Here is a 13,693-nt window from a genome sequence, read left to right as displayed (position 1 = left end):
TGACCCCCGGCCTTTTGCGTTCTGCTCCGGCGGAGCGGAGGAGCGATGGCCTCATCGCATCAACAGGCTGCTGAACAAGCCTTGGAGTGTCAGGATCTGGGGCAATCCGCCCGGAACTGGCAGACATGCGTGGATTTCGGGCTGGATTTCCCGGATTGCAGGCGATTTCCGCTCCTGCTCCAACCCAGAGGGCTTCCTCAACCAAAGGTTGATTGCCCTTGGGCCGGATGGCGGGAGCAGCCCTTCAGTTGCCGAGAATCGACTGGAGGATGTTGCCGATGAAATCGTCCACCCGGTTGCCGGGCCGCTGCTGCTCCCGCCGTTCCTCGGCGACCTGCGGGGGCGGTTCCGGCGCGGGCACGATCATCGGAAGCTGGCGGGCGGGAAGCCCCTCGTGCACGCGGAGCATCACCTCGCGCCAGATTTCCGCCGGGAGTCCGCCGCCCGTCACGCCCGAAAGCGGACGGTTGTCGTCATAGCCCATCCAGACGCCCGCGACGTAATCCGCGGTGAAGCCGATGAACCACGCATCCCGCGCGGCGGAGGTGGTGCCCGTCTTGCCCGCGGCCTCCCGCCCCGGCAGGCGGGCGCGGGTGCCCGTGCCGCTCTCGATCACCTGGTTCATCATGTAGATCAGCTCCCGCGACGCCTGCTCCGAGATCACCCGGTTGCCGATCCCGCCGGTCTGCCCGATCAGCGGCGACGAATCGCCCCGGAGCGTGAGATCGACCAGGCCATACGGCGTCACGTGGCTTCCCCCGTTCAGCAGTCCGGCATAGGCGCCCGTCATCTCCAGCAGCGTGGCTTCGGACGTGCCGAGCGCCATGGCCGGACCGGCGGCGATGTCCGATCGGATGCCGAAGGCTTCCGCCGTGCGGCGCACGTTGTCCCGCCCCATGCCTTCGGAGATTTTCACCGCCGGGATGTTGAGCGACAGTTTCAACGCCTGGGTCAGCGTGACCCGCCCCTTGTATTCGCCGCGGGTATAGTTCTGCGGCGACCAGGGGCCGGAGCCGGGAACATTGATCGTCAGCGGCTCGTCCACCACGTAATCGTTGTAATGCGCCCCCTGATTGAGTGCGGTGGCATAGATGAACGGCTTGAAGGAGGAGCCGGTCTGGCGGAGCGCCTGCGTCGCCCGGTTGAACGCGCCGGAGACCTGGCTCTTGCGTCCGCCGACCATGGCCCGCACCGCCCCATCCGCCGACATGACGACGATGGCGGCCTGCGCCGTGGAGCCTTCCTTCACCTTTGTCCCGAACACGTCGGTCAGCGCCGATTCGGCCGCGCGTTGCAGCCGGGGATCAAGCGTGGTGCGGATGACCACGTCCTCCATCGTCTGCGTGGTCAGGAACGAGGGACCGGATTCCATCACCCAGTCGGCGAAGTAGCCGCCCGCCTGCTGGGCCGCGCTGTCGGAGAGGCGCGCGGGCTGCGCCTGCGCCTGCTGCGCCTGCTTGGCCGTCAGATAGCCCTGCTCCGCCATCAGCCCGATGATGACATTCGCCCGTTCCTGCGAGCGGGACAGGTTGTTGGTCGGTGCGTAATAGGACGGTGCCTTCAGCAGTCCGGCCAGCATCGCCGCCTCCGCCGGAGTGACCTCGGCGGCGGATTTGCCGAAATACCGCTGGGCGGCGGCCTCGAAGCCCCGCGTGCCCGCGCCGAGATAGGCGCGCGAGATGTAGATCGTGAGGATTTCGTCCTTGGTATACTTGGCCTCCATGGCCATGGAGTAGGGGACTTCCTTGATCTTCCGCACGAGGGAGGAGACGCGGCAGTCCGCCTCGTATTCCGCCTCGTTCTTCCATGTCTTCGGATCGTAGGGCACGCCGAGGCAGAGCAGTTTCGCGACCTGTTGCGTGATGGTGGAGCCGCCGTTGCCCTCGAACGGCCCGCGTCCGGCCTGTATGTTGATCGCTACCGCGGAAAGGATGCCGCGAGGAGAGATGCCGAAGTGGCTGTAGAACCGCTTGTCCTCCGTCGCGATCACCGCGTTGCGCAGGTTGGGCGAGATGTGCTCGGCGCTGATCTCCCCCCCGAAGGTTTCCCCCCGCCAGGCGAAGGGGCGGCCGTCCTTGTCCAGCATGGTGACGGAACCGCGGTTGCGGCCGTCCAGCAGGGCGGTGACATCGGGAAGCTGGGAATAGAAATAGAAGATTGCGCCGCCCAGAATCAGGGCGCCAACCATGCCGAGCCGCCAGGCAGCGCCCCAGACCACCCGAAGCGACAGCCGGAACAACCCGGAAAACAGCGCCACGAAGAAGCCGATCACTGGAATGCGGCGGAGGGCCGAGCCCCCGGTGCCGCGCCGCCGGCTGCTAGTCTTCCGCCGCGCCTTGGCAGGCGGTTTCGCGGGGGCGGCCTTGCGGGGCTGCGGTTTTCCGGCTGCTTTTCCGGTTGGGTATCGACGATCCGCCACCAGGGGGGGGCGGGTCCGGCCGTTATTGCTCATCCTCAGCTCGCCTGTCGCCGTCCTCGCGCCTGAGCTGGATGCCTGAAGCGGGCCGGTCTGATGATTTGATGCCGCAGCATAGCGCAATTTAAGCGGAAGGGGAGAGTCAGACGATCACAGTCGAGTTTTTAAACTGCCTTAATAATATGCGACCTGCCCCAAATGTGCAAAAATCAGGCATCTTGTCCTCACGCGAATGACGCTTTTGTGAGCTAATGCCTTGTCAGCACGGGGGCTTATGCGCCTGCTAGCGCCGTGGGCTCGCAAGAAGCCTCCCTTAACGGAAGGGTATGGACGTGAAACTCATCATCGCAGCAATCAAGCCGTTCAAGCTGGAGGAGGTGCGCGAAGCGCTCACGTCCATTGGCGTTCGCGGCATGATGGTGACCGAGATCAAGGGCTTCGGGTCGCAATCGGGTCATACCGAGATCTACCGGGGCGCCGAATATGCCGTGAACTTCGTCCCGAAGATCAAGCTGGAGATCGTCGTAAGCGACATGCTGGCCGATCAGGTGGTCGAGACTATTCAGAGAACCGCGCGAACCGACAAGATCGGCGACGGCAAGATCTTCGTTCTCGACGTGGCCCAGGCTGTCCGGGTGCGGACGGGCGAAATCAACGACGACGCGCTGTAACGCGGACGGGACAGAAAGGTATTCGCAAATGAAATCGAGGAACATTCTCTGGGGGGGAGCGGCGACCGCGCTGACGGCGCTCGCGCCGGTTCTCGCCTGGGCGCAGGATGCCACGGCACCCGCCGTAGAGACGGTGGTGGAGGCAGCCGGTCCGACGATGGACAAGGGCGACGTGGCGTGGATGCTCGTTTCGACCATCCTCGTGCTGTTCATGATCCTGCCCGGTCTCGCACTGTTCTACGGCGGTCTCGTGCGCACGAAGAACATGCTCTCCGTGCTCATGCAATGTACGCTCATCACCGCGATGGTGATCGTGGTCTGGGTCGTTTACGGCTATTCCATGGCCTTCGGCGGCTCCACCAGCCCCTACTGGGGCGGTCTGGCGAAGATGTTCCTGTCCGGCGTGAACATGGACAGCATGGCCGCGACCTTCTCGGATGACTATGTGATCCCGGAATACGTGTTCATCTGCTTCCAGATGACGTTCGCCTGCATCACGCCCGCGCTGATCATCGGCTCCTTCGCCGAGCGGATTAAGTTCTCCGCGCTCATGCTCTTCATCCTGCTCTGGGTCACGATCGTCTATTTCCCGATCGCCCATATGGTCTGGGATTCGGCGGGCATGATCTTCAACTGGGGCGCGCTCGACTTCGCGGGCGGCACGGTCGTGCACATCAACGCCGGTATCGCGGCTCTCGTCGGGGCGCTGGTGATCGGTCCGCGCATCGGCTACGGCAAGGACATGATGGCGCCGCATTCGATGACGCTCACCATGGTCGGCGCCTCCATCCTGTGGGTCGGCTGGTTCGGTTTCAACGCCGGCTCCAACCTCGAGGCGAACGGCGGCGCGGCGCTGGCGATGATCAACACCTTCACGGCAACGGCCGGGGCGATCCTTGCCTGGTGCATCGTCGAAGGGCTCGCCCGCGGCAAGGCGTCCATGCTGGGTGCGGCTTCCGGCCTGGTGGCGGGTCTGGTCGCCGTCACCCCGGCGGCGGGCATCATCGGCCCGATCGGCGCGATCGTTCTCGGTGCGGTCGCCTCCGTGATCTGCTACTTCTTCGTCGCGGTGGTGAAGATCAAGTTCGGCTATGACGACAGCCTTGATGTCTTCGGCATCCATGGCGTGGGCGGCATCGTGGGCGCCATCGGCACCGGCATCTTCGCCTCCTCCTCGCTCGGCGGTATCGGCTATGCGGAAGGAGTGACGATGGGGGCGCAGGTCTGGGTTCAGATCAAGGCGGTTCTCGTGACCATCGTGTGGTGCGGCGTGGCCTCCTTCATCCTCTTCAAGATCGTGGACATGATCGTCGGCCTGCGCGTCACGGCGGATGCGGAACGTCAGGGCCTCGACCTGACCTCGCACGGCGAAAGCGCGTACCACTACTGATCGGCATCTGCCGCGACATCATGCAGACGGGCGGGGGAAACCCCGCCCGTTCGGCTTTTGGCGGATCGGGCGCAGGCGGCCTTCGCCAAGCCCCTTGCCAGAGACACCCGCCTCGGGCTAGAGCGGGCCTGTCAGGATCGGGAGAACCGGTGAAATCCCGGTGCCGAAGGAGCAACCGCCCCGGTAAACTCTCAGGCGAACGGACCGTTCTGGCAAAAGACTCTGGAGAGAGGCGCAGCTGCGTCCGCCGAAGGGATAACGATCTCAGGCGCAAGGGACAGAGGGGGCACCTACGGGCGGGGGTAATCCGTTCCAGGGTGCCGGGTCTTTCCGGCGAGACGGGGAGACTGCGATGACCGGGCTGAAGCAAACGGTCCTTCACGATCTGCATCTGCGCCTCGGCGCAAAGATGGTGCCCTTCGCGGGCTACGACATGCCCGTGCAGTATCCTGCCGGCGTGATGAAGGAACACCTCCATACGCGCGAAGCCGCGGGCCTGTTCGACGTCAGCCACATGGGGCAGGTGATTCTGCGCGGTGACGGCGCGGCGGAGGCGCTGGAGACGCTGGTTCCCGTCGATATCCTCGGGCTGAAGGAAGGGCGCCAGCGCTACGCGCTTTTCACGAACGATGACGGCGGGATTCTGGACGATCTGATGGTAGCGAACCGGGGCGACCATCTGTTCGTCGTGGTGAACGCCGCCTGCAAGGACGACGATATCGCCCATATGCAGCGCGCCCTCCGTGGCCGCCTGACGGTGGAGCCGCTGACCGACCGCGCGCTGCTCGCCCTGCAGGGGCCGCAGGCGGAGGCCGCGCTCGCCCGGCTGGTCCCCGGTGTGACGGACATGCGCTTCATGGATGTCGCCACCCATGCGTGGGAGGGGGCGGATCTGTGGATCTCCCGCTCCGGCTATACGGGTGAGGACGGGTTCGAGATCTCCGTGCCGGAGGCGAAGGCCGTGGCACTGGCGGAGGCCCTCCTCGCCATGGAGGAGGTGCTGCCCATCGGTCTCGGTGCGCGCGACAGCCTGCGGCTGGAGGCGGGCCTGTGCCTTTACGGGCATGACATCGACACCACGACGACGCCCGTGGAGGGCGCGCTGGAATGGGCGACGCAAAAGGTGCGCCGCACGGGAGGCGCCCGCGCGGGCGGCTTCCCCGGCGCGCCGCGTATTCTGGGAGAGCTGGAAACCGGCGCCGCCCGGCGGCGCGTGGGCCTGCTGCCGGAGGGGCGCGCCCCCATGCGGGAGGGCACGGCCCTTTACGCCGTCGAAACGGGCGGTGATCCCGTGGGAGAAGTCACGTCGGGCGGTTTCGGGCCGAGTATCGCGCGACCGATGTCGATGGGCTATCTTCCCATGGAACTCTCCGCCTCCGGCACGACTGTCTGGGGCGAGGTGCGGGGGCGGCGTCTGGCCGCCACCGTCACCGACATGCCTTTCCGTCCCGCCACTTACAAACGCTAGCGAGGGAAAATGAGCGTCGCCAACGGAACGATCCGGTTTACGGAAGAACATGAATGGCTCCGCGTCGAGGGTGACCTCGTCGTGGTCGGAATCACGGACTATGCCGCCGAGCAGTTGGGCGACGTGGTCTTCGTGGAACTGCCGGAGCCCGGCACCATGGTCGCCCAGAGCGACGAGGTTGTGGTGATCGAGAGCGTGAAGGCCGCCTCCGACATCCTCGCCCCCCTAGAGGGCGAGATCGTGGAGGTGAACACCGTGCTGTCCGAGAATCCCGCCCTCGTCAACGACGACGCGCAGGGGGCGGCATGGTTCTTCAAGATGAAGCTCGATTCGATCGACCTGATCGAAGACTTCATGGATGAGGACGCCTACAAGGACTTCATCTCGTGACCGTCCTGCGGATCGTGCCGAATTTGCCTTCGGCGGATCCGCAGCGCCTTGCCGCCTTCTATCAGGCGGTGTTCGGGCTTCAGCCGGTGATGGATCACGGTTTCATCGTCACCCTTGCGGGGGACGCATCCACCACCCAGATGAGCCTCGCCTCCGAGGGCGGCAGCGGCACCCCGCTCCCCGCCCTCTCCATCGAGGTCGATGATCTCGACAGCGTGCTGGACCGTGCGACATCGCAGGGCGCAGCCATCGAATACGGTCCCATGGTCGAGCCATGGGGCGTCCGCCGGTTCTTTCTTCGCGATCCGGCGGGCAATCTCGTCAACGTTCTGAGCCATGCCTGACGCCCGGGAGTGGGAGCCATGACCTACAAGCGCACCGATTACGACCCCTACGACTTTGCCAACCGCCGCCATATCGGGCCTTCGCCCGCCGAGATGGAGGAGATGCTGGCCGCTGTCGGTGTCGCGTCGCTGGACGAGCTGATCGACCAGACGATACCCGCCTCCATCCGGCAGCCGGAGCCGCTCGACTGGGCGCCGCTGGCGGAGCACAAGCTGCTCCAGAAGCTCACCGATGTCGCCGCGAAGAACCGGGTGATGGTCAGCCTGATCGGGCAGGGCTACTACGGCACGGTGACGCCGCCCGCGATCCAGCGGAATATCCTCGAAAACCCGGCGTGGTACACCGCCTACACCCCCTACCAGCCGGAGATCGCGCAGGGGCGGCTGGAGGCGCTGCTGAATTTCCAGACGATGGTGTCGGACCTGACCGGGCTGCCGGTGGCCAATGCCTCGCTGCTCGACGAGGCAACTGCCGCCGCCGAAGCCATGACGATGGCCCAGCGGAGCGCGAAGTCCAAGGCCACGGCGTTCTTCGTCGATGAGAACCTGCACCCGCAGACCCTCGCGGTCATCGAGACGCGGGCCGCCCCCCTCGGTATCGAGATCGTCAGGGGCGCGCCGGAGACGCTGGATCCGGCATCGGTGTTCGGCGCGATCTTCCAGTATCCCGGCACCCATGGCGACGTGCGGGATTTCACCGACCTGATCGCCGCGCTGCACGGCGCCAAGGCGCTGGCGGTGGTGGCGACCGACCTGCTTGCGCTGACCATGCTGAAGGAGCCGGGGGCGATGGGAGCGGATATCGCCGTCGGCTCCGCCCAGCGGTTCGGCGTGCCGATGGGCTATGGCGGCCCGCATGCCGCGTTCATGTCCTGCCGGGACGAGTTCAAGCGCAACATGCCGGGCCGGATCGTCGGTGTCTCCGTCGATGCGCGCGGCAACCGGGCCTACCGGCTCGCGCTGCAGACGCGTGAGCAGCATATCCGGCGGGAGAAGGCGACCTCCAACGTCTGCACGGCGCAGGCGCTGCTGGCGGTGATGGCGTCTTTCTACGCGGTGTTCCACGGGCCGAAGGGCCTACGCGCCATTGCCGAACGCATCCACTTCCGCACCGTGCGGCTGGCCGCGGCGCTGAAGGCGGCGGGGCTTCCCGTGCGGCCCGAGGCGTTTTTCGACACGATCACCGTGGAGGTGGGCGTGGGGCAGGCCGGCATTCTGGCCGCAGCGGTTCAGCAGGGCATCAACCTGCGCAAGGTGGGCACCGACCGCGTCGGCATCTCCATGGACGAGATTGCGGATGAGGAGGTGCTGGGCCGGCTGCTGAAGGCCTTCGGGATCGAGGGCGAGGCGCCGGAGGCGGACAGCACCGGCTTCCCCGACGCGCTGATCCGGCAGTCCGACTATCTGACCCACCCGGTGTTCCAGATGAACCGGGCGGAATCCGAGATGATGCGCTACATGCGCCGTCTGTCGGACCGTGATCTGGCGCTGGACCGGGCGATGATCCCGCTTGGCTCCTGCACGATGAAGCTGAACGCGGCGGCCGAGATGATGCCGATCACCTGGCCCGCCTTCAACACGCTGCATCCCTTTGCACCGCTGGATCAGGCGCAGGGCTATGCGGAAGTGGTTGCCGACCTGTCGCAGAAACTCTGCACGATCACCGGCTATGACGCCTTCTCCATGCAGCCGAACTCCGGCGCGCAGGGGGAATATGCCGGGCTGCTGACCATCGCCGCCTATCACCGGTCGCGGGGGGAGGGGCATCGCAACATCTGCCTGATCCCGGTCTCCGCCCATGGCACCAACCCGGCCTCGGCGCAGATGGTGGGCATGAAGGTCGTGCCGGTGAAGGCAATGCCGGACGGCGACATCGACGTGGAGGATTTCCGCGCGAAAGCCGCCGCGGCGGGCGGGAACCTTGCCGCGGTCATGATCACCTACCCCTCCACCCACGGCGTTTTCGAGGAGACGGTGCGCGAGATCTGCGCCATCACCCATGAGCACGGCGGGCAGGTCTATATCGACGGCGCCAACATGAACGCGATGGTGGGCCTCGTGAAGCCGGGCGAGATCGGCGGCGACGTGAGCCACCTGAACCTGCACAAGACCTTTGCGATCCCGCATGGCGGCGGTGGACCGGGCATGGGGCCGATCGGCGTGAAGGCGCATCTCGCGCCCTTCCTGCCCACCGATCCGCAGACGGGAGAGGAGGGGGCAGTCTCCGCCGCGCCCTTCGGCTCGGCCTCCATCCTGCTCATCTCCTGGGCCTACTGCCTGCTGATGGGCGGGGCCGGGCTGACGCAGGCGACCCGCGTGGCGATCCTGAACGCCAACTACATCGCCGCGCGGCTGAAAGGGGCCTATGAGGTTCTCTACAAGGGGCGCGCGGGCCGGGTGGCGCATGAGTGCATCCTCGATACCCGCCCGTTCGCGGAAGCGGGCGTCACGGTGGACGACATTGCCAAGCGGCTGGTCGACAACGGCTTCCACGCCCCGACGATGTCGTTCCCGGTGCCCGGAACGCTCATGGTGGAGCCGACCGAATCGGAGACGCAGGCGGAGCTGGACCGGTTCATCGCTGCGCTGCTGGCCATCCGCGAGGAGATCGCCGCAGTGGAGCGTGGAGAGCTTCTGGCTTCCGAAAGCCCACTCCGCTTCGCGCCGCATACGGTGAATGACCTCGTGGCCGACTGGGATCGGAAATACGCGCGGGAGCAAGGCTGTTTCCCGCCCGGCTCCTTCCGCGAAGACAAATACTGGCCGCCCGTGGGACGGGTGGACAACGTCTGGGGCGACCGCAACCTGATCTGCATATGCCCGCCGATGGAGGCCTATGCCGAAGCGGCCGAATGACGGAGCCCGTTTGAAGGAGTCGGACTGACGGGGGCAGCGAGCCCCCGCCAGTCCGGCTGCCGCGGCGAACGTCGATCGGCGCGGAAAATCCGCAGCGCTCGCTTGACACTCTCTCTCACATGGTCCAAAAGCCCACCACGGTGAGGGGCAGTAGCTCAGTTGGGAGAGCGCGTCGTTCGCAATGACGAGGTCAGGGGTTCGATCCCCCTCTGCTCCACCAAAACTCTTATATAGTCGTTTGATAATGCTGGCATTTTTAGGCACCGCATTCGACGCATCCCACACCTTACCCCACATCGCGCGCGAGATGCTCTGACATTTCACGATACCGTGTGAGACTTCTGCCGGGGCCATAACTTAGTCCCGGCTGGCACGAAGCTCCGTAGACCGCAATTTCAATCAGACGAAAAAACCTGTGGTGCGAGAGGCACGGGTATGGCGCTGGGTATCGGTCGCCTGGGGGAGATTCCCAGCGCCCTCGCCAAGTGTAGCGTTCTGCGTCACGAAATACCTCCTTGCCCTCATCGACCCCTTGCCGCGCCTATGAGGGCCTCGAAGCAGTGCCCCGAAAGCGGAGAAGTCGCGGCTAGGATAGGAGTGGCGCTGACGGGGGAAGTATGCGGTCGCCTTGCTAGTCAAGCAAAGTTACCCATCTTGCCGTCAACCCCCCTATAATCAAGTAATAGTTGATTATGGAGCTTGATTCGAGGCTGTGATTCCGTAAGCTTGATCAAGAAAAGGCATATCCCTTTGTGAGGCTCTACATCTTGGATCGAACCGGAACCTACATACAACAGATTGAGGGATACCGGGCATTTATACCCAATAATCTTCCGCCATCCCCACCTGTCGTCTTCGACGATGAGCTTCGCACGCTGCTCTCCAAAGCGGATCGGGCGCTGGGTAGACTGGACGGGTCGATTGAAGCCCTGCCGAACTCCGAGCTTTTCGTGTTCATGTACGTACGGAAGGAGGCGGTCCTATCGTCCCAGATAGAGGGTACCCAAGCCTCTCTGAGTGATGTCTTGGAGGTTGAGGCGCAGATATTTGACCCCCTCCGGCCGGATGATACGGAAGAAATCCTGAATTACGTGGCCGCCATCAACTTCGGCCTAGAAAGGTTGGGCCAGCTACCGCTCTCACTTCGACTTATCCGCGAGATCCACACCCACCTGATGACAGGGGTGCGCGGGCAGCACGCGATGCCGGGCGAGTTTAGAAGGTCGCAAAACTGGATAGGACATGCGGGCGCGACTCTGAACAGTGCGACATTCATCCCACCGCCACCATCAGAGCTTCCGACCCTTCTCGGGGCTTTCGAAACCTACCTACACGCGTCTGATGATTTACCTCTTTTGATCCGCCTAGGGCTGATACACGCTCACTTCGAAACCTTGCACCCGTTTCTGGATGGCAACGGTCGGATGGGTCGCTTGCTCATCACGTTTTGCCTTTGTGAACGAGAAGCCCTAATCAAACCCGTCCTCTACCTGTCTCATTATCTCAAACGACATAGGGCGCAGTATTACGACCTTTTGCAGGCGGTACGGGATAAGGGTGCCTGGGAAGAATGGCTGAAGTTCTTCCTCGCTGGTGTGGCAGAAGTAGCGAACGAAGCAAGTGACACCGCGCGCAAGATTGTTCAGATGCGCGAGGCGCACCGCCAAACGCTGATCGACAACTTAGGTAAAGGCGCAGCTAACGGCCTCAAAATGTTGGAATCCATGTATAGACGGCCGATTTTCAACGTTGCAACGGTCCAGCAACTCCTTGGCCTTTCATCGCAGGCGGCGAATACGCTAACGGAAAAGCTGATGGACCTTGGCTTGGTCAATGAAATTACGGGGAACAAGCGAAACCGCATCTTTCGGTATGACCCATATGTGCTTTTGTTCAGCGACTAGAATAAATCATGTAATCCGACGGCCAACCACGCCGGGATTGCCCCCTGCAACCTTCAGATGGTCGACAGTACCGTGATACGCGCCCATCATCATGCGGCGGGTGCAAAAGGGGGACTCCGAAAGAGGCTCTTGGCCGTTCAAGAGGTGGGTTCTCGACCAAGATCCAACTCCGCGTCAACGGCGTTGGCCTCCCGATGAGGACCGAGATCACCTCCGGGCAAGATTCCGATTACACGGGCTATGATATGGTGATGGCCGACAACCTGCCGCAGCCAGCAGTTCTGGTCGCCGACAGGGGCTATGACTCTGATAAAATTCGGGAAGACATCGAGAGCCGCAACGCCCTGCCCATGATACCGATGCGAAAGAACCGAAGGGTGCGCAAGGCTGTCGACATGACCATCTACACCCTGCGCAACATGGTCGAGCGCTGCTTCAACAAACTGAAAAACAGCCGCCGGCTGGCAACCCGCTACGACAAAACCGCAGACAGTTTCCTCGGCTTCATCGACATCGCCTGCATCAGGCTCTGGCTCCGCCATTTGTCAACACGACCTAAACACCTAAGGTCAGGTCTCCCCGTGGTTAGCAAAAAATCCGGCATTTGGGTGAGATAATCAAACCTCGGGGACTTCAGTCGGAAAAGCGTTTCACCACGATGCGGCACCGACTTGCCAAGTATCGCCGAAGATCAACGATAGGGGATGGAAAATGCGCGTTGAAGGCGGAAAGTCCCTCTTTCCTCAAGAATCCGGATTATCAACCACGCATCCTATGCCGTGGCACCCGATATAATTACCTTGGGTATCGAAGTTCGGATTACCATCGGAATCGAATTGCGGGCGAGTGTCAATGGCATCGCCTCTGCCGCGATCCCGATCCCGATCCCGATCCGAGCGGCGGTAGGAGCGATCATCGACACCTGAGAGCTGCCGCTCCCTCTGCCGGTCCATGCGCATCATACACTCGGCAAATGCATTGGTTCCCTGAACAAATCCATAGGAATTGCACTGCGACCTGTCCGAATCTTTGTTTATCCTGTCGATTTCGTCCACGGCACCGCAGCCGTTCAATAGTCCCAGACAGACACCCAAGGGAATGAATTTCCAGGCAAGCATGCTGTTTCCTTTTTCTCGATCATGAAATTCATCAAATCGCAGGTGATATGAACGAAAATACAACACGTCGTTGCATACTTTCCTCCAGGTAACAGTCTCAATGCTGTATGTGCAGCTGGCGATACTTTATCTGAAGCAACTATGCCGATCTTCAATCACGTCAATGCGAAAAGCGGATTTCCCGGACTTTATCACGTATTCTGCGAACGCGAACCTTGAGTGGTACTTGGCCTCCCAGGTCATGGCGGGATCGAACCAGATCGTCAGAGAGCCTGGGCGCTTCAGCGCTTTGTTGTAGGCCGGCCAGTTCTTGGTCTTGTAGGTAGGGGGTGTCGGTCTGCTCATCACCTCCAGCTACCACGCTGGATTCTCACGGTGAATCCCTCGCAGGATTTGTGCAACAGAGTCAGCAGCCTGCCAAAGGTCAAATGGTTGCTCGGGGATCGCGGCTATGACGCGGACTGGTTCCGGGAAGTGTTGCAGGACAAGGGGATACGCGCCTGCATCCCCGGCCGAAATCAGCGCAGGACGCCAGTCAAGTATGACAAGCGCCGCTACAAGCGGCGCAACCGGATCGAGAGCATGTTCGGCAGGCTCAAGGAAAGGCGACCGGCCGCAATGGGCTGAGGCTGCGTCAAAACGCGGTTCCGGCACCGCACCGGGGATTTCAGTTTCCTACAATAGCACTTTTATCCGCATCTACTGTGCTGGTCGCGACCAGCAGTTCGGAAATTTCGCCGTCCAGCTTGATGACCCAGACTGACCAAGCCTGATTGCGGCTAATCCTACCACCTCGTCCAAGAAAACGGCGCATTTTGCCTGACGATCAGGGGGTAGGGATGACGGGGCTAGGTTTCATACGAAGCCTCGATTGCTGACCGGAGTCAGGTTACGGTTTGGAAGACAACCCCCAGGTCGAGCATGGCGATTTGCTCGGGGAATTTCAACGGCGATGTGGGTGACGGTGGAGCCTAGCCCTGCCGCCGTCTTTCCCTGGAACGGGCATTGTTGCACTTATCGGTGAGGCGGATTCACGTCGTGAATCCTGAGTGTTAGGTTCGGGCCATGCCGAAGCCTTCCTCTCCCCGCTATCGCACGACGAACTGGCCCGACTACAATGCTGCCCTGCGCCGCCG

General features: G+C 62.8%; 9 protein-coding genes, 1 tRNA gene, 3 pseudogenes and 2 riboswitches. Of the genes and pseudogenes, 10 read left to right on the top strand and 3 right to left on the bottom strand.

Translation table 11 applies throughout. The features are described 5' to 3' along the window. Positions 1-244 precede the first annotated feature (244 nt). Complete coding sequence (locus CDV49_RS16755) at positions 245-2,452, bottom strand: transglycosylase domain-containing protein (RefSeq protein ID WP_088216547.1); 2,208 nt, start codon at positions 2,450-2,452, stop codon at positions 245-247. 296 nt (positions 2,453-2,748) lie between these two features. Here CDV49_RS16755 and CDV49_RS16750 point away from each other — a divergent pair, with 296 nt between their 5' ends. From CDV49_RS16750 to CDV49_RS16710, 9 genes and pseudogenes are all read left to right on the top strand, one after another. Beyond that, positions 2,749-3,087: a P-II family nitrogen regulator gene (locus tag CDV49_RS16750; protein ID WP_088216578.1), complete on the top strand. Its 339-nt coding sequence runs from the start codon at positions 2,749-2,751 to the stop codon at positions 3,085-3,087. Between the two features lie 28 nt (positions 3,088-3,115). Then, positions 3,116-4,477, top strand: a complete 1,362-nt coding sequence (locus CDV49_RS16745; RefSeq protein WP_088216546.1) for an ammonium transporter — start codon at positions 3,116-3,118, stop codon at positions 4,475-4,477. 128 nt (positions 4,478-4,605) lie between these two features. Further along, positions 4,606-4,694, top strand: a riboswitch (glycine riboswitch). Between the two features lie 3 nt (positions 4,695-4,697). Next, positions 4,698-4,760: riboswitch (glycine riboswitch) on the top strand. Positions 4,761-4,829: 69 nt separating this feature from the next. Next, a complete protein-coding gene (gene gcvT / locus CDV49_RS16740) occupies positions 4,830-5,945 on the top strand; it encodes a glycine cleavage system aminomethyltransferase GcvT (protein WP_088216545.1) in 1,116 nt (371 codons plus the stop codon). Between the two features lie 30 nt (positions 5,946-5,975). After that, a complete protein-coding gene (gcvH, locus tag CDV49_RS16735) occupies positions 5,976-6,335 on the top strand; it encodes a glycine cleavage system protein GcvH (protein ID WP_088216577.1) in 360 nt (119 codons plus the stop codon). Beyond that, positions 6,332-6,679 (top strand): VOC family protein, encoded by a 348-nt coding sequence (locus tag CDV49_RS16730; RefSeq protein WP_088216544.1) that lies wholly within the window; start codon positions 6,332-6,334, stop codon positions 6,677-6,679. Before gcvH ends, CDV49_RS16730 begins: the two co-directional genes overlap by 4 nt. Before the next feature lie 18 nt (positions 6,680-6,697). Continuing rightward, positions 6,698-9,535 (top strand): aminomethyl-transferring glycine dehydrogenase, encoded by a 2,838-nt coding sequence (gene gcvP / locus CDV49_RS16725; RefSeq protein ID WP_088216543.1) that lies wholly within the window; start codon positions 6,698-6,700, stop codon positions 9,533-9,535. 144 nt (positions 9,536-9,679) lie between these two features. Beyond that, positions 9,680-9,755, top strand: a tRNA-Ala gene (locus CDV49_RS16720). A gap of 532 nt (positions 9,756-10,287) precedes the next feature. Then, on the top strand, positions 10,288-11,439 hold the full coding sequence (locus CDV49_RS16715; RefSeq protein WP_218821998.1) for a Fic family protein: 1,152 nt from the start codon (positions 10,288-10,290) through the stop codon (positions 11,437-11,439). Between the two features lie 24 nt (positions 11,440-11,463). Then, positions 11,464-11,990, top strand: a pseudogene (locus tag CDV49_RS16710) (IS5 family transposase); the annotation flags it as partial. Between the two features lie 192 nt (positions 11,991-12,182). On the opposite strand, the gene CDV49_RS16705 reads toward CDV49_RS16710, so the two are convergent. Both CDV49_RS16705 and CDV49_RS20300 read right to left on the bottom strand, forming a co-directional pair. Then, positions 12,183-12,623, bottom strand: coding sequence for a hypothetical protein (locus CDV49_RS16705; protein ID WP_218821997.1), 441 nt, complete (start codon positions 12,621-12,623; stop codon positions 12,183-12,185). 162 nt (positions 12,624-12,785) lie between these two features. After that, a pseudogene (locus CDV49_RS20300) lies at positions 12,786-12,902 on the bottom strand (IS5/IS1182 family transposase); the annotation flags it as partial. Positions 12,903-12,962: 60 nt separating this feature from the next. On the opposite strand from CDV49_RS20300, the pseudogene CDV49_RS16695 reads away from it, so the two are divergent. Continuing rightward, a pseudogene (locus tag CDV49_RS16695) lies at positions 12,963-13,175 on the top strand (transposase); the annotation flags it as partial. Positions 13,176-13,693: the final 518 nt, after the last annotated feature.

The organism is Haematobacter genomosp. 1, from assembly GCF_002196855.1.
Lineage (GTDB): Bacteria > Pseudomonadota > Alphaproteobacteria > Rhodobacterales > Rhodobacteraceae > Haematobacter.
This window is presented reverse-complemented; position numbering and strand designations above follow the sequence as displayed.